At 68.8% G+C, this 20,042-nt stretch carries 20 protein-coding genes; 12 read left to right on the top strand and 8 right to left on the bottom strand.

Going from position 1 to position 20,042, the window contains the following annotated elements; genetic code table 11:
• Nucleotides 1–52: 52 nt before the first annotated feature.
• Complete coding sequence (locus KIK09_RS11385) at nucleotides 53–559, top strand: GbsR/MarR family transcriptional regulator (RefSeq protein ID WP_214318752.1); 507 nt, start codon at nucleotides 53–55, stop codon at nucleotides 557–559.
• A complete protein-coding gene (locus tag KIK09_RS11380; protein WP_214318751.1) occupies nucleotides 556–1,071 on the top strand; it encodes a hypothetical protein in 516 nt (171 codons plus the stop codon). The genes KIK09_RS11385 and KIK09_RS11380 overlap by 4 nt, the downstream gene beginning before the upstream one ends.
• On the opposite strand, the gene KIK09_RS11375 is transcribed toward KIK09_RS11380, so the two are convergent.
• On the bottom strand, nucleotides 1,068–1,619 hold the full coding sequence (locus tag KIK09_RS11375) for a helix-turn-helix domain-containing protein (RefSeq protein ID WP_214318750.1): 552 nt from the start codon (nucleotides 1,617–1,619) through the stop codon (nucleotides 1,068–1,070). The two genes, KIK09_RS11380 and KIK09_RS11375, sit on opposite strands and share 4 nt — an antisense overlap.
• Before the next feature lie 61 nt (nucleotides 1,620–1,680).
• Between KIK09_RS11375 and KIK09_RS11370 the strand changes: the two genes are divergently transcribed.
• The 4 genes from KIK09_RS11370 to KIK09_RS11355 all read left to right on the top strand — a co-directional run bounded on the left by KIK09_RS11370 (nucleotide 1,681) and on the right by KIK09_RS11355 (nucleotide 4,545).
• Nucleotides 1,681–2,523 (top strand): alpha/beta fold hydrolase, encoded by an 843-nt coding sequence (locus KIK09_RS11370; RefSeq protein ID WP_214318748.1) that lies wholly within the window; start codon nucleotides 1,681–1,683, stop codon nucleotides 2,521–2,523.
• Nucleotides 2,524–2,537: 14 nt separating this feature from the next.
• On the top strand, nucleotides 2,538–3,110 hold the full coding sequence (locus tag KIK09_RS11365; RefSeq protein WP_214318746.1) for a DUF1707 SHOCT-like domain-containing protein: 573 nt from the start codon (nucleotides 2,538–2,540) through the stop codon (nucleotides 3,108–3,110).
• 97 nt (nucleotides 3,111–3,207) lie between these two features.
• Complete coding sequence (locus tag KIK09_RS11360; protein WP_250572895.1) at nucleotides 3,208–3,738, top strand: SMI1/KNR4 family protein; 531 nt, start codon at nucleotides 3,208–3,210, stop codon at nucleotides 3,736–3,738.
• A gap of 33 nt (nucleotides 3,739–3,771) precedes the next feature.
• Nucleotides 3,772–4,545: a hypothetical protein gene (locus KIK09_RS11355; protein ID WP_214318744.1), complete on the top strand. Its 774-nt coding sequence runs from the start codon at nucleotides 3,772–3,774 to the stop codon at nucleotides 4,543–4,545.
• A gap of 104 nt (nucleotides 4,546–4,649) precedes the next feature.
• On the opposite strand, the gene KIK09_RS11350 is transcribed toward KIK09_RS11355, so the two are convergent.
• A complete protein-coding gene (locus KIK09_RS11350) occupies nucleotides 4,650–5,048 on the bottom strand; it encodes a hypothetical protein (protein ID WP_214318742.1) in 399 nt (132 codons plus the stop codon).
• Between the two features lie 139 nt (nucleotides 5,049–5,187).
• Here KIK09_RS11350 and KIK09_RS11345 point away from each other — a divergent pair, with 139 nt between their 5' ends.
• Together KIK09_RS11345 and KIK09_RS11340 are read left to right on the top strand one after the other, a co-directional pair.
• Entirely contained in the window at nucleotides 5,188–7,161 is a 1,974-nt protein-coding gene (locus KIK09_RS11345; RefSeq protein WP_214318740.1) for a sensor histidine kinase, read from the top strand.
• Between the two features lie 8 nt (nucleotides 7,162–7,169).
• A complete protein-coding gene (locus tag KIK09_RS11340) occupies nucleotides 7,170–7,796 on the top strand; it encodes a response regulator (RefSeq protein ID WP_250572894.1) in 627 nt (208 codons plus the stop codon).
• A gap of 8 nt (nucleotides 7,797–7,804) precedes the next feature.
• Here KIK09_RS11340 and KIK09_RS11335 read toward each other — a convergent pair whose 3' ends face one another.
• From KIK09_RS11335 to KIK09_RS11325, 3 genes are all read right to left on the bottom strand, one after another.
• Nucleotides 7,805–9,184 carry an MDR family MFS transporter gene (locus KIK09_RS11335; RefSeq protein WP_308164079.1) on the bottom strand — a complete coding sequence of 460 codons (1,380 nt, stop codon included), beginning with the start codon at nucleotides 9,182–9,184 and terminating at the stop codon, nucleotides 7,805–7,807.
• 306 nt (nucleotides 9,185–9,490) lie between these two features.
• Nucleotides 9,491–9,940: an iron chaperone gene (locus tag KIK09_RS11330; protein ID WP_214318734.1), complete on the bottom strand. Its 450-nt coding sequence runs from the start codon at nucleotides 9,938–9,940 to the stop codon at nucleotides 9,491–9,493.
• A gap of 49 nt (nucleotides 9,941–9,989) precedes the next feature.
• Nucleotides 9,990–10,445, bottom strand: coding sequence for a carboxymuconolactone decarboxylase family protein (locus KIK09_RS11325; RefSeq protein WP_214318732.1), 456 nt, complete (start codon nucleotides 10,443–10,445; stop codon nucleotides 9,990–9,992).
• 164 nt (nucleotides 10,446–10,609) lie between these two features.
• Here KIK09_RS11325 and KIK09_RS11320 point away from each other — a divergent pair, with 164 nt between their 5' ends.
• Nucleotides 10,610–13,078 (top strand): tetratricopeptide repeat protein, encoded by a 2,469-nt coding sequence (locus KIK09_RS11320; RefSeq protein WP_308164025.1) that lies wholly within the window; start codon nucleotides 10,610–10,612, stop codon nucleotides 13,076–13,078.
• Here KIK09_RS11320 and KIK09_RS11315 read toward each other — a convergent pair whose 3' ends face one another.
• On the bottom strand, nucleotides 13,079–13,945 hold the full coding sequence (locus KIK09_RS11315; RefSeq protein ID WP_214318730.1) for an NmrA/HSCARG family protein: 867 nt from the start codon (nucleotides 13,943–13,945) through the stop codon (nucleotides 13,079–13,081).
• A gap of 112 nt (nucleotides 13,946–14,057) precedes the next feature.
• Here KIK09_RS11315 and KIK09_RS11310 point away from each other — a divergent pair, with 112 nt between their 5' ends.
• Nucleotides 14,058–14,759, top strand: coding sequence for a TetR/AcrR family transcriptional regulator (locus KIK09_RS11310; protein ID WP_214318729.1), 702 nt, complete (start codon nucleotides 14,058–14,060; stop codon nucleotides 14,757–14,759).
• Nucleotides 14,760–14,886: 127 nt separating this feature from the next.
• Here the strand turns inward: KIK09_RS11310 and KIK09_RS11305 are convergent, their stop codons facing one another.
• Nucleotides 14,887–15,102: a putative antibiotic biosynthesis monooxygenase gene (locus KIK09_RS11305; protein WP_214318728.1), complete on the bottom strand. Its 216-nt coding sequence runs from the start codon at nucleotides 15,100–15,102 to the stop codon at nucleotides 14,887–14,889.
• A gap of 72 nt (nucleotides 15,103–15,174) precedes the next feature.
• Here KIK09_RS11305 and KIK09_RS11300 point away from each other — a divergent pair, with 72 nt between their 5' ends.
• Nucleotides 15,175–16,065, top strand: coding sequence for a LysR family transcriptional regulator (locus KIK09_RS11300; RefSeq protein ID WP_214318727.1), 891 nt, complete (start codon nucleotides 15,175–15,177; stop codon nucleotides 16,063–16,065).
• 127 nt (nucleotides 16,066–16,192) lie between these two features.
• Nucleotides 16,193–17,608, top strand: a complete 1,416-nt coding sequence (locus tag KIK09_RS11295) for a WGR domain-containing protein (protein ID WP_214318726.1) — start codon at nucleotides 16,193–16,195, stop codon at nucleotides 17,606–17,608.
• Nucleotides 17,609–17,656: 48 nt separating this feature from the next.
• Here KIK09_RS11295 and KIK09_RS11290 read toward each other — a convergent pair whose 3' ends face one another.
• A complete protein-coding gene (locus KIK09_RS11290) occupies nucleotides 17,657–19,936 on the bottom strand; it encodes a hypothetical protein (protein ID WP_214318724.1) in 2,280 nt (759 codons plus the stop codon).
• Between the last annotated feature and the right edge of the window lie 106 nt (nucleotides 19,937–20,042).

Genomic DNA, 20,042 nt, shown 5'->3' with positions numbered 1-20,042 from the left:
TGAGATGACACAAATTTGTGTCATCTCAGCTATTACTGTTATCGTCATGCGCATGTCGCGTGACGACCAGTTGATCTTCGCCGACCATGTCGGTCGCTTCTACGCACGCCAGTACGGCTTCCCGCCGATGGCCGGGCGCCTGCTGGGCTACCTGTTCGTGTGCGACCCGCCGCAGCAGACGATCGACGAACTGGGCGAGGCGCTGCTGGCCAGCCGCAGCGCCATCACCGGCGCGGTCAAGCTGCTCGAGAGCTACCGCTTGGCGCGCCGGACGCGTACGGCCGGCGAACGGGTGGACCGGGTGAGCGTGGACCCGGCGAGCCAGCAGCCGCAGAACTTCGACTCCGCCATCCACAAGGAGCATGCCGCCCTGTTCCGGGAGGGTTTGGCGTTGCTCGCCGACGCCCCGTCGGAACGCCGCGCGCCGCTCGAGGAGATGGTCGCGCTGGCCGACTTTCTCAGCGAGCGGTTGCCCCGGCTGCTGCAGGAGTGGCACACCTACCGCGACGAGCTTCGAGCATCAGGTCGTACCGAAGGCGCTGGAGGTAGCCCATCATGACCGATTCCGACCTGTCCGCCCTGCGGGCCCGGGCCGCCAACGGCGACCACGACGCGGCCGACGAACTCATCGAACTCGCCACCGACCGCGGCGACCTGGCGGAACTCCGCCGCCTTTCCGACGGCGGCAACTCCACTGCGACCGACCAGCTCATCGAACTGGCCACGGAACGCGGCGACGTGAGCGAACTCCGCCGCCTTTCCGACGGCGGCAACTCCACTGCCACCGACCAGCTCATCGAACTGGCCACGGAACGCGGTGACATGGGCGAACTCCGCCGCTTCTCCGACAAGGGCAACTCCACCGCGACGGATCTGCTCATCGAGCTCGCGACGGAACGCGGCGATATGCGCGAGCTTCGACGCCTCGCCGACGACGGCAACGACACGGCCACCGACCAGCTCATCGAGCTCGCCACCGAATACGGCGACATGGACGAGCTGAAGCGTCTCGCCGACGCGGGCAACACCACGGCCGCCGAGCAGCTCGCGGAGCTCACCGGCGACTGCTAACGATCGGCCGGTCGCTCCTCCGGTCGCTCGGCCGGGAACAAGATCGCACTGAGCAGGTACGGCGCGCGCCCCGGAGCCGGGGTGTTGGCGACCCGATCCCGCAGCGCCTCGAACAGCTCGCCCATCATCTCCGTGAGCTCATCCGGGCTGAGCCACACCGTCCCCTGCCGATAGGACACCGAGTCGGCCACCGGATCGGCACCCTCACGATCCAGGTAGGCGTTGAACTCGGCGATCAGTACGGCCATGGCCGCCGCGAACCCCCGGCGATGGTCCTCGAGCGACATCGTGGCCGCGGCCCCGGCATCGATCGCGGGCCGATCCTGACGCAGCCGATACCGGCGCTCGACGGCACCACGCACCCGCTGCTCGCCTTCCACCTCCAGGAACCCGCCCTCAGCCAGCAGCGCGACCTGGCGGTACACCGTCACCTTCGACACGTCGGGCATCCGGGCGCACAACTGCGAGGTGGTCAACGCACGTCCCGCGGCCAAGGCATGCATGATGCGCAGCCGTACCGGATGCAGCAGCTGCTCGACAGGGTCCATGGCCCAACGATTTCACATGCGTTACCATTATCAAAAGTGAAAACGTTGGAGAGGGGGCGGCATGCGAGGCATTCCGGGGCAGATCGTGCCGGTGAACGGCCGGAGCGTCTACGTCGAGGAGTCCGGCCAGGGCCCGGACTGGGTGGTCTTCGAGGCGGGCATGAGCTGCGGCCGGACATGCTGGGATCCACTGCTGCCCCACCTGGCCGACCGGGCCCGACTGGTGACCTATGACCGCGCGGGCCGCGCACTCACCGGCACCGCCACCCGGCAGCGGAGCATCGACGACATGGCCGCCGACCTCGTCGCGATGGTCGAGGCCGTAGTCCCCGGGAAGTTCGTGCTCGTCGCGCACAGCATGGGCGGTCTGATCGCGCGGCGCGCGGCCGAATCCCTGGAACACCGGCTCCAGGGCCTATTACTGATCGACCCCACCCCGGTGACCGCCCCCATGTACGACACCTGGGACAGGACCGCCAAGCAGATCGACCAGAACCTCGCCGTGGCGCAACTGCTCACCCGCGTCCGCCCGCTGGCCCGGCTGGCCAGTCGCAACATTCGAGGCCTCTACTCCAAGGACACCTACGAGACCATGGTCCGCGAGGACTTCACCCCCGCAGGCGTCGCGCAGATGCGCAACGAGAACAGGGCCGTGCTCGCCGCCGTCCGCCCCTACCGCGACCAGCCACCCCACCCCCCGAAGTGCCCGACCGTACTGCTGGCCGCCACCCGCCCACCGGCGAGCACGCCCCGCGGGCGCCGACTGGCCGAAGGCCGCGAGCACCAGCGCCGCTACGCGGAGAGCCTCCCCGACGGCCGCTACGAGGACGTCGACTCGGCGCACTTCATCCAGGCCGAACAACCCCACCTGGTAGCAGACCGAACCCGACAGCTCCTCTCCTGACCGAAGGCCCCCACATGGAAAACCACCCCGCCGCCCGAGCCTCCGACGCCGACCGCGACCGCGTCACGACCGCCCTGCAAACGGCCTACGCCGAAGGCCGCCTGACACTGCACGAACTAGAACAACGCCTCACCGCAGTCCACACCGCCGAAACCGACGCCGACCTCGCCCCGATCCTCCTCGACCTACGGCCCGCCACACCACAAGCACCCACCGCGACAAGAGACGCGGGCATCATCGCCGGCTTCAAACGCACAGGCAGATGGCTGGTCGGCCGCACCTTCCGAGGTCTGGCAGTCATAGGCAACGGCGAAATCGACCTCCGCCAGGCCCACTTCATCAACGGCGAAACAACCATCCACGCCACCGCCATCATCGGCACCATCACGGTAGTAGTCCCCGAAACCGCCGAAGTCCACATAGACGGCACCAACATCCTCGGCACCTTCCCCCACCACGCCGAAGGCCCAGGAACCCCCAACGCCCCCAAAATCACCATCACCGGCCTAACCTTCTGCGGAACCATCGACGTCCAGCGCCGCCCCCTCAACGCAGCCCCCCTCGCGCCCAAACAAAAGCGCACCTAAGGTGCTGCACGTGGTGGTCCGCAGAATCCAAGCGCCTTTCTGGACCGCTGAACGATCTCGATGAGAAAGCAGAGCGGTTGGCCGTAGGCTGCTGGTCATGGCGTGCTTCGAAGTCGTCAGGGCAACGTTCTGGGGCGATGGCGACTACGGCGTCCAGCAGCCAATCACGGAGCAAGCAATCGCCGTGGCTGAGCACGAGCTCGGCGTGACCCTCCCCGCTGAATTGCTGGACCTTCTACGCGTTCAGAACGGCGGCCAGGTGGCGTCCGATTGGAACGCCTTCGCCACCAACCAGCCCACATCGTGGAGCGAAAATCACGTTCCGTTCACCGAATTGATGGGCATCGGCCGGCGGGAACACACGACCTCGCTGCTCGACACCCCTTACTTGATCGAGGAATGGGAGATGCCGTCGCCGATCGTGTTGCTATCGGGCGATGGACACTACTGGGTCGGGCTCGACTACCGGGTCTGTGGCCCAGGGGGCGAGCCGTCAGTCACCTGGTTCGACACCGACCTAGACTCCGAACTGCCCCTGGCCGACAACTTCCGCTCGTTCATCGAAAGCCTCACCTCCAGCGGGACTTTCGGCCGCCATCGGGAACCGCTGATCGACCCGCCTCGTTGATCACGTGAAAAGACTCCCTGAGATTCGAGGCGATTGATCTCCGTGGTTCTCCGGACCCTGGTTGTGATCGTGGCTGTTGCTCTGCTCGCCGGCTGTACCATCGAACACTCAGCACGTCCATCTCAGCAGAAGCGCACTACAGAGGATTCCTGGGACTCGGAAGAAGAGTCCTCAATCATCCTTATCTGCATTAAGAAGGGCACGCGTGTCCGCGTGTCCTACCGGCCGTGCGATGACGCAAAGCCCGGTTTTGCCTGGTACTTCATTCCGTGGAAAAGGAACGTCCCCGCCATTGGCCGAAAGGCCGGCGGAGGGACGTTCGAGGACCCCGGCTATGCGGCGACCTCTCTCGCGCGTAGACGTGGAGGCATCGGCCCTGAGGTTGCTCTCTCGGACGAAGTCCGCTTCGAGGTGTGCGTAAAGGAGGTGACACGGATCCGTGTGGCCGACCGCAGATGTGATGACGAGGACGCCGGCTTCACCTGGTATCACATCCCTTACCACGACCATGTCCCCGCGGTGGGCATGAAAGCCGTTGGCGGATCCTTCTATCGCGAAGGCCGGGACAGCTACAGGGCACGCATAGGAGGCGGAACAGGCGACAAGGCTCTCGTCTTGGAGTACCCGAGCACCACCCCCACCGGGCGACCGCCCCGGTGCACCGAGACAATCAATGGCAAGTGCGCCGATGCGACCAGCAGTTGTACGTATACCGTCAACGGCCGCTGTCGAGACAACGGAGGCCTACCCCGGGTCATGCCTCGAAGGGATCATGGTCCTGCCGTCATGGGAATGCCCGAGGGTTAAGCCAGAATTGCCAACCGGTGAGCCTGACGACGTTGTCCGTGCTCGCAGCGGAGATTCTGGCTCCTCCGGCGCTTGGCCCTAGAACCAATCCGCCGGGACTGGTTCTACGAGACGCTTCGGCGGAGTAGTTGGGTGAGTCTGAGGAGGGCTAGGAGGCCTACGCCCAGGTGGGCGGAGACGAGGGCGATCTGGTAGATGCGCTGGCCCGCCGTTAGGTCGGCTGCGTAGCCGCCGTCGTAGAAGCCGGACAGGAAGGCCAGCGCTCCTGCGACCACCAGCAGCGCGGACGCGGGTATGGCCAGGCCGCGGTGGCGGCGGGTGGCGCAGATCACCAGGACGATCTGGGCGATCATCATCGGTATCGGTGCGGAAAGCCGTGCCTGGGAGCCGAGCGCGTCCAGGAGCGTCGCGTTCAGCCCGCCGTACAGGGACAGGAACGCGCCGACGAGGTCCATGACGAGCAGCAGGCCCACACCGGCGAACAACGCCGCTCTGATGGGCATGTCCATCTCCTTTCCAGAGCGAATGGGTTTCGTTGAGCATGCGTGGTGAGGGAGGAGGGCGTCATGAGCCTGTGGTCCCGAGCGCGTCGGGACTTCTCGTCCCGTGACGGCGGGACAGCCGGGTGACACGATGCACCTCATGACGGACAGATCGGTCTGGCGGGCCGTCGTGGCGGGCGGCATGCTCCTTGTTCTGGTCGTTGCCGCGCTGGCGGTGGAGCCCCGGCTGCGGGCGCTGGGCGTGGCGGGGATCGTGGAGCGGTTCGACGCCTTCCGCGTCGTCGCGGCGCTGTCGTTCGGGGTGCCCGGCCTGTTCGTGGTGTCGCAGCGGCCGGGGTTCCGGGTCGGCTGGGTGATGGTGTCCGTCGGGGCGGCCCAGGCGCTGGGGGTCGCTCTGGGGGCGTACGGCCTGCTGGGCATCAACCGTGGCGTGGAGGGCGGGCGGCTGCCGGGCGACGACTGGGCGATGTGGGTGTCGAACTGGCTGTGGGTGCCCGCGTACCTGCTCGTGCCGACGGTCTTCCTGATGCTCTTCCCCGACGGGCGGCTGCCCTCGCGCCGCTGGCGGCCCGCGATGGCCGCGGCGTTCGTCGGGGTCGCGCTCGCCACGCTGGACTGGGCGCTGCGACCGGTGACCTACGAGAACGTTCCGAGGCTCTTCCCTGCCGGGTACCAGGGCCCGCTGTCCGAGCTCACCGGTCTTCCCGATGCCGTGAGCGCGATCGGCACGGTGTGCACCGTCGCGGCGGTGATGGCGGCGGTCGCCTCGCTGGTCGTCCGTTACCGGGCCTCGGGCGAGGAGGTGCGCAGGCGGCTGCAGTGGGTGCTGGCGGCGGCCTTGCTGACCGTGAGCATGGCGGGGGTGGCGTTTGCCGTGCCGTGGGGGCCGGTCGTCCTCGCGCTGGCCGCGGTCCCGCTGCCGGTCGCGGTCTCGGTCGCGATCGTGGCGCACCGGCTGTGGGACCTGGACCCTCTGCTGTCGCGGGCGCTGGCGTTCGGCGCGCTCGCCGTGTCGCTGCTGGGCGCGTACGCGCTGGTCGCGTTCACGCTCGGCGGCGTCATCGGCGCGGGCGCGTCCGCGGTGATCGTGGCGCTCGCGGTGCACCCCTTGTACGTGCGGGTGCTGGCCGGCGCCAACCGCCTGGTGTACGGCGACCGGGAGAACCCGGCGCGGGCGCTGCGGCGGCTCGGCGCGCGGCTGTCCGACGCCGGCGCCCCCGGCGACCTGCTGGAGCGGATGGCGGCGGAGGTCGGCCGCGTGCTGCGGATCCACTACGTGGCGGTCGAGGAGTCGGGCGCGGTCGTGGCGTCCTCGGGCCGTCCCGGTGATGTGGTGGAGCGGGTGCCGCTGCTGCACCGGGGCCGGCGTGTCGGCACGCTGCTGCTGGGTGAGCGGCTCCGCGTCAAGGACGGTCCCCTGGTGGCGGAGCTGGCGCCGCACGTGGCGGTAGCCGTACACGCCCATCGGCTCGGCGCGGACCTGGAGCGGTCCCACGGGCGGATGCTGGCGGCCCGGCAGGAGGAGCGCGACCGCCTGCTGTACGAGCTCCATGACGGGCTCGGCCCCACTTTGGCGGGCTTGGCGCTCCAGACCGAGCGCAGCCGCCGGCTGGTGGACCGCGATCCGGAGGGGGCCAAGCAGGTGATGGAGGAGCTGTCCCGGCGCATCCGCGGCACGGTCGAGGACGTCCGCTCGATCGTCAACGACCTGCGCCCGCCGCCGCTGGACGACCTGGGGCTGGCCGGGGCGCTGACCGAGCTCGGCCGCGGCTTCGCCGGCGACCTCGCCGTCGAGGTGGAGGTCCCGCCCGACCTGCCCGCGCTCCCGCCGCCGGTCGAGCTGGCCGCCTATCGCATCGCCGCCGAGGCCCTGACCAATGCCGTACGGCATGCCATGGCCTCCCGTTGCACGGTCACCCTGCGCGCCACGGACGCCCTGGAGTTACGGGTCGAGGACGACGGCGTGGGTGTCGGCGCGCCGGTCCGCCACGGGTTCGGCCTGGCCTCGATGCGGCGCCGCTCGGAGGAGCTGAACGGCACGTTCGAGCTGCTCACCGACGCCGGGGCAGGCACGCACCTGGTCGTCAGGCTGCCGCTGGCGGCGGCCTCATGATCAGAGTGATGGTGGTGGAGGACCACCCGGTGTTCGCCGAAGGACTGGTCTCGCTCTTCCGCGACCTGCCGGAGGTGGAGGTCGTGGGGGTCGCCGGTACCGGTGAGGCCGCCGTCGAGCTGGTCGAACAGGTAGCCCCGCAGGTGGTGCTGATGGACCTGCACCTGCCCGGCATCAGCGGGATCGAGGCCACCTCCCGGATCACCCAGCGACACCCCGAGGTGGCCGTGCTGGCACTGACCATGCTCTCCGACGACGAGACGGTCCTGGCGGCGATCCGCGCCGGCGCCCGCGGCTACCTGCTGAAGGAGGCCAGCGGGGCCGACATCGTGCGGTCACTGGAGGCGGTGGCGACCGGGCAGGTGGTCTTCGGCGCCTCGACGGGCAGCCAGGTGCTGGCCGTACTGTCCACTCAGCCGGCCCGCCCGCGCCCGATCCCGGAACTGACGGACCGTGAACTCGAGGTGCTCGAGCTCGTCGCGGCCGGGCTCAACAATCACGCCATCGCGCAGCGGTTGGTGCTGAGCGAGAAGACCGTCCGCAATCACGTGTCGAACATCTTCGCCAAACTGCACGTCACCGACCGTTCGGCGGCCGTGGCCCGCGCACGGGACGCAGGCCTCGGCCCCCGCTGACCGATGCGCTAGTGCATCCCGGCGCCCTCGAGCTCGCCCGCGTTGTCGGCGCGGGCGGGCAGGAGCACGGCGGTGATGATCACGGCGATCGACAGCACCGCGCCGATGATGAAGGCCAGGCGCATGCCGTCGAGGTTGGCGAGCACCGTGGTGACTCCCTCGGCCTTCAGCGCGTCGGCTCGCGCGCTCATCACGGTGACCACGAGCGCGGTGCCGAAGGCCGCGGAGACCTGCTGCAGCGTGCCCAGGATCGAGCTGCCGTGCGAGTAGAGCTGCGGGGTGAGCGCGCCGAGCCCGAGGGTGAACACCGGGGTGAAGGTCGCGGCCAGGCCCAGCATCAGCAGCACATGCAGAGCGAGGATCACCCAGTACGGCATGGTCATCGAGACCTGCGTGAAGCCGGCGAGCGCGAGCGAGATCACGATCGCGCCGGGAATGACCAGCACCCGGCCGCCGAACTTGTCGAACAGGCGGCCGACGGTCGGACCGAGCAGACCCATCGCCAGACCGCCCGGCATCACCAGGAGCCCGGTCTGCAGGGCGCTGAGCCCGCGGATGTTCTGCAGGTACAGCGGCAGCAGGATCATCGAGCCGAGCATCGCCATGAAGGCCACCGACATCAGGATCAGCGCGACCGTGTAGGTGCGGCGACTCAGGGTGCGCAGGTCCATCAGCGGCATGTCGAGCTTCTGCAGCTTCAGCTGGCGGAAGACGAAGACGGCGATGAGAACCAGGCCCGCCACCACGATCGCGGCGGCGACACGGACGTCACCGCCCTCGAACCGGCTGAGCCCGTAGACCAGGCCGCCGAAACCGGCCGCGGCGGTCACCACGCTGAACCAGTCGATGACGCTGACCTGAGTCTCGCCGACGTTCTGGAGTTGCTTCAGGCCGCGCCAGGTGATCAGGGCGGCGATGGGGAGCACCACGACGAACAGCAGGCGCCAGGACCCGAACTGGAGGATCACTCCGGAGATCGCCGGGCCAAGTGCGGGGGCGACCGAGATGGACAGCGTGACGTTGCCCATCACCCGGCCACGGTCAGACTCGGGCACAACCTGCATCAGCGTGGTCATCAGCAGCGGCATCATCACGGCCGTGCCCGACGCCTGGACGATCCGGGCGCCAAGAAGCACGGCGAACGTCGGCGCGACGGCGGCGAGTGCCGTGCCGATCAGGAACAAAGTCATCGCGGTGGTGTACGCACTACGGGTGGACACCCGCTGGAGGAACCATCCGGTGATAGGGATGACCGCGGCCATGGTCAACATGAAGGCGGTCGAGAGCCACTGCGCGGTCTGCTCGGTGATGTGCATCGCGTCCATCAGCCGAGGGATCGCGTTGATCATGATTGTCTCGTTGAGGATCACCACGAAGGTGGCAAGCACCAGCAGCCGGACCACGGCCGGGGTACGACCCGCAGCGGGGGCTGGGGACTCTGTGGGGGAATCAAGCTTTGGGGCGGACACGGCACCTCGATCGGAGTTGTCGGACAAGACGTGGTCGTGGCCGCCATCGCAGCCAGGGATCTCACAAGTAGTCGTGGTCACACAAAGACTGACCGACACCACCGACAAAACTCATCGCCCCCGCTCAACATTGGGGGAAGAGCCACCAAATGTCACCCGAATTTCACCCGCGGCGGACGTCGTGGGGCGCCGGCGCGCCCCTGTCCGCGCGAGTGCGTTCGGGTCTCAGCTTGCTGCTCGCCTTACGAGGTCGGCGATCCTCGCCTCGTCGGCGGGGGTCAGCTGCGTCAGGGCGTAGGAGGTGGGCCACATGGATCCGTCGTCGAGGTTGGCGCTGTCGTTGAAGCCGAACGTCGCGTACCGTGCGTTGAACTTCTGCGCGGTCTGGAAGAAGCACACGAGCTTGCCGTCCTTGGCGTACGCGGGCATGCCGTACCAGAGCTTCGGCGCAAGTTCCGGCGCGCTCGCCTTGACGACCGCGTGGAACCGCTCGGCCAGGACCCGGTCCGACTCCGTCATCTCGGCGATCTTCGCGAGGACGGCGGCCTCCTCCTCGGCGGCCTTGTCGGCGCGCGATGCGCGGCGCGTGGACGCCTTCAGCTCCTTGGCGCGCTGCTTCATCGCGTCGCGCTCCTCGGCGGTGAATCCGTCGTAGGTCTTCGTCGTGTCGTTCATTACAGGCTTCCTTCCGGTATGTGGCTCGGTGGTGAGGTGCGCGGGGAGGTCAGCCCCAGGCGCCGGCGATCTGGCGGGTGGTGGCGTTGAGCCGGTTGAACAGGTTGGTGACGCCGATCATCAGCACGATCGCGGCCAGCTGCTTCTCGTCGAAGTAGGTGGCGGCGGTGTCCCACACCTGGTCGTTGACAGCGTCGGGACGGTCGGCCAGCCGCGTGGCAGCCTCGGCCAGCGCCAGCGCCGCCCGCTCCTCCTCGGTGAAGTACGGCGTCTCCCGCCAGGCCACGACCGTGGCCAGCTTCTCCTCGCTCACCCCGGCCTTGCGGCCGGTCTTGACGCCGCCGTCGACGCAGGCGCTGCAGCCGTTGATCTGGCTGACCCGCAGATGCACCAGCTCCAGGATCTCCTTCTCCACCCCACCGGAGTGCACGGCCTTGAAGATGTCCTGGATGGGCTGCATCGCACCGGACAGGATGACGGCGGGGTTCTGCATACGAGACTGCATTTCGGTGTTCTCCTCTTGCTCTTGGCGTGTGACTCCATCTCAGCCGGTCCGGTTTGCCAGGAGGAGGGGCATGGGACACGCTGGGACAGCTGAAACGGCCTTGACCAGCGATGATCCTGTCTGGGAAGTTTTGGCGGGGATGGGACAGAAAGGGTGGGGAAGCGGTGGTTGTGCAGGCCGATCCGCAGGATGAGTTGGCTGCCAGGCTGCGGATGCTCCAGGAGCTGTCCGGGCTCGGCGTACGGGCCCTGGCGCGGGACGCGGGTCTGAGCTCGTCGTCGTTGTCGCGTTACCTCAGCGGCCAGACGGTGCCGCCCTGGCCCGCGGTGCTCGCGCTGTGCCGCCTGGTCAAGCGTGACCCCCGCCCGCTGCGCCCCATGTGGGAGCGGGCCTCGAACCCGCTGCCGGCGCCGCCGAAGACCAGCCGCCAGGTCCAGCCGCCTTCTGCGCCGGCCGGGGCCCCGCGGCCACCGCGCAACGATCTGCCGCGCGACGCGCCCGACTTCACCGGGCGTGAGGCCCAGCTCGCAGCGGTGCTCGCCGCGGTGGACAGCAACCGGGTGGTCGCCGTCGACGGCATGGCGGGCGTCGGCAAGACCACGCTGGCGGTGCACGCCGCGCACCGGCTCACCGCCGACTACCCGGACGCCCAGCTCTATCTGGACCTGCACGGCTTCACCGAAGGGCGTCAGCCCCTCGACCACGACGCCGCGCTGCGTACCTTGCTCGCCGCGCTCGACGTCGCCTCGGAGAAGATCCCGCAGGAGGGCGGCATCGAGCCGCTGGCCGCCTGCTGGCGGGCGGAGCTGGCGAGCCGCCGGGCGGTCGTGGTGCTCGACAACGCCGCCGACGCCGACCAGGTCCGGCCGCTGCTGCCCGGCGCCGGCGAATCCGTCGCCCTCATCACCAGCCGCAACCGGCTGCTGGGGCTGGACGAGGTGCCCCCGGTGTCGCTGGACGTGCTGACCCCTCAGGAGAGCGCGGAGCTGCTGGCCCGCGCCAGCGGCGACCCCAGCGGCGCCGACGGACGGCTGGGCCGCGAACCGGAGGCCGCGGCCGAGGTGCTGCGCCTGTGCGGTCACCTGCCGCTGGCCCTGCGCCTGGCCGCGGCCCGGCTGCGGCACCGGCCCGGCTGGACCGTGGGCATCCTGGTCGAGCGGATGCAGGAAGGCGCCGACGAGTTCGACACCGTCTTCGCCATGTCAGTGCGGCAGCTGGACTGGAAACAGCGCCGCCTGTTCCGGCTGCTGGGGCTGCTCGGATCGTCCTTCGACGAGTACGTGGCGGCGGCGCTGGCCGACGTGCCGTTGCGCAGCGCCCGGGCGATGCTGGAGAACCTGCTGGACGCGCACCTGGTCCAGCAGCCGACGGCCGGCCGCTACCGGCTGCACGACCTGGTGCACCAGCACGCGCGCCGGGCCGCCGAGGAGCAGGACTCACCGGCCGAGCGGGAGCAGGCGCTGGGCCGGGTGCTCGACTACTACGTGCACGCCGCGGCCGCCGCCGACGCCGCGATGCCGGTTCTGTCGCGCAGCCGGGCGGCCTCCGCGGGACGGCCTCCCGCCGACCTGCCGCGCTTCGCCGACAAGAAGGCGGCTCTGTACTGGTTCGTCACGGAGTACGCGAACCTGATGGGCGCCTTCGAGGTGGCGGTCGCCACCGGAGCCGATGCCCATACGTGCGAGCTGCCGCGTTTCATGCGGACATTCTTCGCGCGGCGCTGCGGGACCACGCACCTGAATGTCCTGTTCGAGCGGTCGCTGGTGGCCGCGGAGCGCCTGGGCGATCCGCTGCAGCTGGCCGAGGCGCACAGCGACCTGGGCTTCGCCCGGTACAACGCGGGCCGGATGGCGGAGGCCGAGGCGGCCTACGAGGCCGCGGCGCCGTTGGTGTCCCAGACGGGGGACACCTGGTCCGAGGCCGAGCTGGCCATGCGCCGCGGCTACCTGAAGTGGGACGAGGGCTACGTCGAGGAGCCGCTCGATCTGTTCCGGCAGGCCGGGAAGCTGTACACGCAGGCCGACTGCCCGATGGGCGCGGCCCACGCGACCGCGTACGAGGCCTGGGCGATGCTGCAGCTGGGACACCGTGAGGAGGCGGCGCGGCTGGCTCGGCAGGCACTGGACACCCCGCACGGCGACCCGGCCTCGGCACTCCCGCTGACGGCCCGGATCACCCTCGGCGTGGCCATCGCCCACGAGCAACCCGGCGAAGCGGTCGAACACCTGCAGGAGGCCCTGGCGCTGGCCCGCGAGGACGGGCACAAGCACAACGAGGCCTGGTGCCTCAACTGCCTGGGCGTCGCGCTGCGCCAGATGGGCCGTTACGAGGAGGCGCTGGCCAGCCACCGCCAGGCCTTCGCCCTTCTGGACGAGCTCTTCGAGGAACACTGGAAGATCCATTTCCTGAACGGCTACGCCGAGACCTGCCGCCTGGCCGGCCTGCCTGAGGAGGCTCTACGCCTGCACCGCGAGGCGCTGGAGCTGGCTCCGAAGCTGGGCAACCGGTACGCCGAGGCGCTGGCCCACGAGGGGGTCGCGGCCGTACTCGACGAGACGGACCCGGCCGCGGCCGCCGAGCACCGCGCGGCCGGGCAGGCCATCCTCCAGGAACTCAACGCCGGGGCCTACTGATCAGCCCAGTTGGGCAAGGAGTCGCGCCTTGCCCGACCGGGCGAGCCAGGCGTCGAAGTCCAGGAGGCCCGCGTGGGCCTTCCGCAGGGGCGCGAGGTCGGTGTCGTAGTAGGTCTCGTTCGCCCAGGTGAAGACCTTGGCCACCTCGGGGTTGTGCTCCCAGAGGAGCTCGAGCGGAACCTGGGTGTGCGGGACCTGGCGACCGGCCGCCCTGCCCAGCGCGTCGGCGATCTGCGGCGCGGTGAGCCGGTCCCCGGTGATCTCCATGGCCTTGCCCAGGTGGACGTCCGGCTCGGCGAAGGCCAGCGCGGCGAACGCCCCGGTGTCCTCGATGGCGATGAGCTGCATGATCAGGTCGTCGTGCCAGGGCACGTTGAGCGAGCCGCTCTGGAAGAACCTGGCCGGGCTGGTGAAGTCCTCCATGAACCCGGCGGGGCGCAGGATCGTCGCGGGCACGCCCAGGTCGCGGATGTGCTCCTCGATCTGCCACTTGTCGATGGGGCCCCAGCCCTGTTCCACGTAGAACCGGTTCTGGCTCTCGACGCCGCCGACCGATGAGTACACCAGGTGCTGCACGTCCGCGGCCTTGGCGGCGTCCGCGACGTTCCTGCCCTGGGCGATCTCGTTGTCGTTGGCGGACTGGACGCTGTAGATGCCGTACGCGCCGCGTGCGGCCGCCTCGACGGAGGCGAGGTCGTCGAGGTCGCCGCGGACGAGTCCGGCGCCGGCGGCGGCGAGCGCGGTGGCCGCGGGCGTGGTGGCGTCCCTGACGAGGGCGCGGACCTGCCAGCCGTCGGCGAGCAGGTGGCGGGCGGTGGCGCCGCCCTGGTTCCCGGTGGCGCCGGTGACGAGCACGGTCTTGTACATGACTCACTCCTGTCGCAGAGGCTTCTGGCGCCGACGATATGACGATTTTTGAAAATTCGTCAACTGCAAGTTGTGTTTGACGAAATCTCGCAACTGGTCATAACGTTCGTGCGTGAGCACCAACGCCGAACGGGTCCGGGATCCCCAGCAGCGGGCCGAACGGGCCACGCGGATCCTCGACACGGCCGCCGACCTGCTGCTGCGCCACGGCTACCGGCGCGTGACCATGGACGACGTGGCGGACGGGATCGGCATCGGCAAGGGCACCGTCTACCTGCACTGGAAGACCCGCGAGCAGCTCTTCGCCGCGGTCTTCGCGCGCGAGGTGCTCTACGCGATGGACGAGCTACGGCAGGCGCTGCGGCAGGACCACCGGGTGTGCCTGCTGCACAACTTCGCGCGCGTCTACTTCCTGGCCATCACGAACCGCCCGCTGCTGCACGGGTTCCTCCTGGACGACCCGCACCTGCTCGGGAAGCTGACCAGTTCCCCCGACGCCGACCGCGACGAGCGGCACGCCAATGTGGCGCGCGACTACCTCGGGCTGCTCGCCGAGCATGGACTGCTCCGCGACGACCTGCCCGTCGACGAGATCGGCTACGCCTACCAGGCCACCTTCGAGGGCTTTCTGCGGGCCGAAGCCCCTTCCGGCGACCTCGAACGGCACGCGGACCTGCTCGCGCGGACCGTCCAGCGCGCGTTCGAAAGCGAGCCGGCGATCCCCGACGCCACGCTCCGGGACATCGCCACCGCCACCGTCGCCCTGTTCACCGGCCTGATCGACGCCGACCGCGCCGCATCTGGCCTGCCCTGACCCTGCGTCACCTGCGAAAGCCGACAAGGGCGGACGCGGCCGCTAGAGTCCTCCAGGACGATGATGTTCGACAGCGACGGGCGCTACCTCGCCCACCTCGCGTCCAACACGTCGTTCGAGACGGCCTTCACCGGTTGCCTGCCCTCTTAGTCAGTCGTGCGTCGATGCGCTGCAGCAGCGGCATCAGTACGTAGACCATCATCGGCACCATGAGGGTGGCGATGATCGGAGGCCTCAGGTACGGCGGGACCGCCTCGAGGAGGCCGCCGAGGGCCAGTTGCAGGACGGTGAGCGTGGGCAGGACCGCGATCCAGATCATCAGCGCCTGGCGGTGACGGGACATGTCTGAATTCTGAGCTCCAGCCCACTCATAAGTCCAAGACATGTTTCATATGGGCTTGGATAAGCTTGCCTTATGGAGTTGCGTCAGCTGCAGTATTTGCTGGCCGCGGTGGAGGAAGGCAGCTTCACCCGGGCCGCCGCCCGCGTACACGTCGCCCAGCCCGCCATCAGCCAGCAGATCGCGCAGCTCGAACGCGAGCTGGGGGAGCGGCTGTTCGACCGGTCCGAGCGCCGCGTCCGGCTCACTCCGGCGGGCGAGGCCTTCCTGCCGCACGCGAGGGCGGTGCTGGAGGCGGCTGCCGCCGGGCGCGACGCGGTCGCCGCGCTGCGGGGTGTGCTCGCGGGCAGGCTCACGGTGGGAACCGTGCCCTCGCCGCCGCCCTCGCTGCTGGACCAGCTCGGCGAGCTTCAGCGCCGCCACCCCGAGATCCGGCTGACGCTGCGCACCGGCGATCCGGAGCACCTGACGGCGCAGGTGGTGGCGGGCGAGCTCGACGCGGCCGTGATCGGCGCCCTGGATCACCGCCTTCCCGCCGGGCCTGCCGGGCAGCGGCTTCCGGCCACGCTGGCCGGCTCGGAGATCGCCGCGGAGCCACTCGTGATCGCGGTCCCGTCCGGCCATCCTCTCGCCCAGGCCGCCGAAACGACCCTGGCGGACCTCCGTGGCGAGAAGATCGTCACCCTCACCCGCGGCACCGGGCTGCGTGCCGTACTCGAGGCGGCCTGTGCCGAAGCGGGCTACACGCCGGAGATCTCCGTCGAGACCGATGACCTGGTCGTGCTCGCCGAGCTCGTCGAGCGCGGCTTCGGCGTGGCCCTGCTTCCCCGTTCGGTCGCGGACGGGCCCGGATCCTCTCTGACGACGATCCCCCTGCGGCAACCCGCGCCACACCGCCTCATGACGCTGATCTGGCGCCGCGACCGCCCCTCGGCGCTCACCCGGGCGTTCCTCGAGCTGACCTGATCGCCTGGATCTCGATGCTGATCTTCTTGCCAGTCGCGTGATCCGGGCACGTTGGGCTGTTTCTGTCGTTGTGGTGATCTAGTCTCCCGTGCAATTGATCAAGCCCGGCAAACACGGAGAAGCGGACATGACCTACCTCGAGCTGTCTGAGGACGGCGGCGGATCGCACAAGTTCTATGAGGTGACCGTGGCGGGGACAGAGGTCACGATCACCTACGGACGCATCGGCGAGCCGGGCCAGGCGAAGGTCACCACCTTCCCCAGCGAGGCCAAGGCCCAGGCCGCCGCGGACAAGAAGATCGGCGAGAAGACCCGCAAGGGCTACGAGCCCGCTGTCCGCGGGGTGCGCCAGCGCCGGGCGGTCACCCGCAGGGCCATCGCCAGCACCCGCTCGACCGCCCAGCAGGCGCCAGTCCTGTGGCGCTTCGACAGCGGCGCGGCCGCGTTCGGCATCTTCGTGGACGGCGAGCGCTGCTGGGTCGGCAACCAGCGCGGCGACGTCTACACCGTCACCCACTCCGGCACCGTGACCGGCCGCTTCCGGCTGCCCGACGGCGTCAAGTGCATCGTGGCCGACGACTTCTGGATCTACGCCGGGTGCGACGACGGCCGCGTGTACGACCTGAGCGGCAAGGTGCCGAGGTCGGCCTACGAGATCGCCGCCGACGTGGACATCTACTGGCTGGACATCCACGACGGCGTGCTCGGCGTCTCCGACCGGGCAGGGCGGATCACCACGATCGACTACGAGGACGAGTTCCAGTGGGCGCGCACCGGCAGCGGCGAGTCCGCCTGGATGGTCAGGTGCGACGAGGACGCCGTCTACCACGGCCACTCGAACGGGGTCGCCCGCTACGACACCTCCGACGGGAAGCTCGTCTGGGAGAACAAGCTGGCCGGGGACGTGCTGTTCGGCTGGCAGGAGGAGCATTCGGTCTACGCGGGTACGGCCCGCCGTACCGTTCACCGCCTGGCCAAGGGCGACGGCCGGGTGGAGGCGGTCTACCAGTGCGACGGGCCCGTCTACTACTGCGCCACCTCGCCGGGCGGCCGCCACGTGTTCGCGGGCGACAGCCACTCCTCGGTCTACTGTTTCGACGCCTCAGGCGAGCGGCTGTGGAAGCTCGCCACCGGGTGCGGGTCGGCGTTCTCCATGCAGTTCCTGGACGACCGGCTCTACATCGTCACCACTGACGGCTCGCTGGCCTGCATCGACGCCAGCGAGGCGGCCATCGCCGCGGCCCGGTCGGGCAGCGTGCCCCAGCCGGTGGACGTCAAGGCGGCGGCGTCGCTGGCGGTGGTCGAGCCGTCCACCGTACTGGAAACAGTGCTGGAGACCAGCGACGACGGCGTGGTCGTGGAGTGCGTCAGGGACGGCGAGCGGCTGCGGGTCCGCGTCGTCAGCCCAGGCTACGAGTCGTGGAACGTGCAATTCCCCAAGTCCGTCCGGGAAGCGGGCGCCCGCTATGTCGTCGACGGCGTCCGCTCTGCCGGGCGCGGCGGCTTCTACCGGGCATATGGCGAGATCAGGCGGCTGCTCTGACCTCGTGGCGCAGGACATCGGGTGGCCCGGCGGACCACCCGATGGCGGCTACTGGTCCTGGGTGTCTCCGGTCATGTCGACGTCCTTCTTCTCCTCCACGACGGTCACGGTGGAGGCGGGATCGCGTTGACGCCGCGTCGGGCTGGAGGGTGGGGTGAGCGGGACGGGCCCCTCGGAAGCCGGGCGGCTGGGCAGGACGACCGGAGTCGCGAAGTTGAGCGTGGTGGTCGGGCGCCTCGTGCCGTCCGTGTTGAGGGGAGGGACGATTTTGATGGCGTTGACCCGCCGGACCGGAGTGGTCGGCGGCGGCTGCATCGCGGCGATCGTGTCCTGCACGAGCTGGCGCGGGAACTTGAGGACCAGCTCGTCGTCGCGGTTGGTGACGGTTTGCGTCACGACCGGCATCGAGTCCTTGGCGGTGAGGCCCTGGCGCAGCTTCTTCGTCCCGGTCTCGGGTTTGACGCTGCGCCTGCGCTTCCGCTTCTCGACCTCCTCTTCGGAGGGCTTGACCGTGTACCTGTAGTCGATGTCGGACTCGTCCTCGCTCGAGGGGTACTCGGTTATGGTGTCGCCGCCGTCCATCTCGTAGTTCTTGATGGCCTGGATCACGGCCGCCCGCCCCTTGGGGGTCTTCAGGGCGTTGGCCAGCATCTGCTCTTGGGTATTCAGGTTGTCCCGGTTGAGGCCGAGGAACGCCGTGAGGATCTTCTCGGAGGTCAGATCGTCGGGGACGGGCCACTTGTAGGTGTTGAAGTGGGTTCCCGAGATCTTGATCGCGATACCTTCGCTCTGGGCCATTGCGCCCAGCATCAGCCAGCAGTAGAAGCAGCACAGCTTGGAGATGCCGATGGCGATCTCGGTCTGCTCCAGTTGGTTGTCCAGCTCGTTGTACTCCGCCTGCCCCATGAGCTGGTCGGCGGTCTGCGCGGCCTGCTTGACCTCGGGGAACTCGCTTTGCTGTGGACGCGGCTGCTTCTCTTCGCGCTTTGGCGCCGATGCGGTTTTGCTGCGCAGGTTCATGCGGCGTTTGACGATGACGGCGGCGCCCTGCGTTTCCGCGTGCACCTTGCGGTCATCCTTATTGGGCGGTCCCGTGTATTGCTTGGTGTGAGCGATCACCCGCAGGTTGGTGCACTCGGTGTTCAGCGTGTTGAGGAAGACGAGCGTCTTGCGCAGCCGCCGCTCCATCTGGCGCAGCTGCGTCTGGCTCCATTCCGCCTTCCCGCGCGGCTTGTTCGAGCTGAGGATGTCGAACATCGCCTTGATCTCAGCCTCGGTGTTCGCCACATCGCCGATCGCGGTCCGCATCAGCTGGATGAAGTGGGACATCATCTGGTTGTCCGGCACGTTGGCGAACAGGCGCAGCTCGTCGCTGGCGAGTTTGGCCACGGCGACGCACTCGCGCGTCGTCTTCAGCTCATTCATGACCCAGGCCAGGCGGTCCAGCGAGCGCTGCCTGCTGGAGCCCTCGTGTACGACACCGGAGGTCTTCGAATCGCGGACCTTCTTCATCGCGTCGAGGCGTTTCCCCAGCAGGGATCGGGTCAGTTCGATGATCTTGGCGTTGTGGTCGCTTCCGGCGATCTCCCGATCGTCCTCGGTGCCCGTGCCGAAGACCGTGTACCCCTTGCTGTTCATGGCCGCGTGGTATTCGGCGATGTCGAGCTTGTTCTTCTCACAGAACTGCTCGACGGTGATGGCCGTGGTGTTGCTGAAGTTGCCGAGGTGCTGCAGCGAGCTGCGGCCGAGGATCTCCGCCCAGGTCGCGGGGTAGATCTGGAGCTTCTCGCCGATCATGGCCCACAGCTCCGGGTCGGTGGGGTGCTCGGCCTCCATGGCCACCTTGAGGATCGCCGATGTTCTGGCTCCGGGATTCAGGGGTTTGTTCGCGAGCCAGGCTCGGTAGGAGTTCCTGGCCGTACGGTCGAGGGGGGTCTGCTGGGCCGGTGGGAAGTTGCTGACGACCTCGTCGAACTCCTGCTGGTCGAGCAGGGACAGCGCGATCGCGTTCGCGATCTGCTCCGACTCGGCGTCCTGCGGGTCGTCTCGGTCGCCGGTGTCGGTCTCGATCTTGAGCTCTTTCTTGCGCTTCTTCTTCTTGGGCGTCTCCTTGGGCTTCTCCTCAGGCTCCTTCTCCTCGGGCTCCTGCTCGTCGTCCTGCCCGGTGTAGTCACCCAGGTCGAAGACCAGGTCATCGCCGAGTTCCGCCGCAAGCTGCCGGCGCTGGTCGGTGGTGATGGTGGTGGTGTTCTCCTCCTCGACGAAGTCCTCGTCATCACCGGCGTAAAAGCCCTCGCCGTCGTCCTGGTCGGAGACGTTGCCGCCCATGTCCTCGTCGGACTGGTAGTTCCTCCTGGGGGACGTCGACCGGCTGCGGGAGGGGCTGCGGGAAGGGCTGCGGGAACCTCTTGTGCTCGAGTGTGACATCGTGCTC

This window comes from Nonomuraea sediminis, from assembly GCF_018531495.1.
In the GTDB taxonomy this organism is placed as follows: domain Bacteria; phylum Actinomycetota; class Actinomycetes; order Streptosporangiales; family Streptosporangiaceae; genus Nonomuraea; species Nonomuraea sediminis.
Note: the sequence above shows the minus strand (reverse complement) of the source record. Positions and strands in the feature narration are given on the sequence as shown.

Excerpts from the sequence above, each read along its gene's own strand:
- KIK09_RS11375 (WP_214318750.1), bottom strand. The coding sequence starts at position 1,619 with ATGGACCCTGTCGAGCAGCTGCTGCATCCGGTACGGCTGCGCATCATG.
- KIK09_RS11345 (WP_214318740.1), top strand. The coding sequence starts at position 5,188 with ATGACGGACAGATCGGTCTGGCGGGCCGTCGTGGCGGGCGGCATGCTC.
- KIK09_RS11290 (WP_214318724.1), bottom strand. The coding sequence starts at position 19,936 with ATGGGCGGCAACGTCTCCGACCAGGACGACGGCGAGGGCTTTTACGCC.
- KIK09_RS11365 (WP_214318746.1), top strand. The coding sequence starts at position 2,538 with ATGGAAAACCACCCCGCCGCCCGAGCCTCCGACGCCGACCGCGACCGC.
- KIK09_RS11350 (WP_214318742.1), bottom strand. The coding sequence starts at position 5,048 with ATGCCCATCAGAGCGGCGTTGTTCGCCGGTGTGGGCCTGCTGCTCGTC.
- KIK09_RS11385 (WP_214318752.1), top strand. The coding sequence starts at position 53 with ATGTCGCGTGACGACCAGTTGATCTTCGCCGACCATGTCGGTCGCTTC.
- KIK09_RS11295 (WP_214318726.1), top strand. The coding sequence starts at position 16,193 with ATGACCTACCTCGAGCTGTCTGAGGACGGCGGCGGATCGCACAAGTTC.
- KIK09_RS11330 (WP_214318734.1), bottom strand. The coding sequence starts at position 9,940 with ATGAACGACACGACGAAGACCTACGACGGATTCACCGCCGAGGAGCGC.
- KIK09_RS11315 (WP_214318730.1), bottom strand. The coding sequence starts at position 13,945 with ATGTACAAGACCGTGCTCGTCACCGGCGCCACCGGGAACCAGGGCGGC.
- KIK09_RS11380 (WP_214318751.1), top strand. The coding sequence starts at position 556 with ATGACCGATTCCGACCTGTCCGCCCTGCGGGCCCGGGCCGCCAACGGC.
- KIK09_RS11305 (WP_214318728.1), bottom strand. The coding sequence starts at position 15,102 with ATGTCCCGTCACCGCCAGGCGCTGATGATCTGGATCGCGGTCCTGCCC.
- KIK09_RS11360 (WP_250572895.1), top strand. The coding sequence starts at position 3,208 with ATGGCGTGCTTCGAAGTCGTCAGGGCAACGTTCTGGGGCGATGGCGAC.
- KIK09_RS11370 (WP_214318748.1), top strand. The coding sequence starts at position 1,681 with ATGCGAGGCATTCCGGGGCAGATCGTGCCGGTGAACGGCCGGAGCGTC.
- KIK09_RS11340 (WP_250572894.1), top strand. The coding sequence starts at position 7,170 with ATGGTGGTGGAGGACCACCCGGTGTTCGCCGAAGGACTGGTCTCGCTC.
- KIK09_RS11300 (WP_214318727.1), top strand. The coding sequence starts at position 15,175 with ATGGAGTTGCGTCAGCTGCAGTATTTGCTGGCCGCGGTGGAGGAAGGC.
- KIK09_RS11325 (WP_214318732.1), bottom strand. The coding sequence starts at position 10,445 with ATGCAGTCTCGTATGCAGAACCCCGCCGTCATCCTGTCCGGTGCGATG.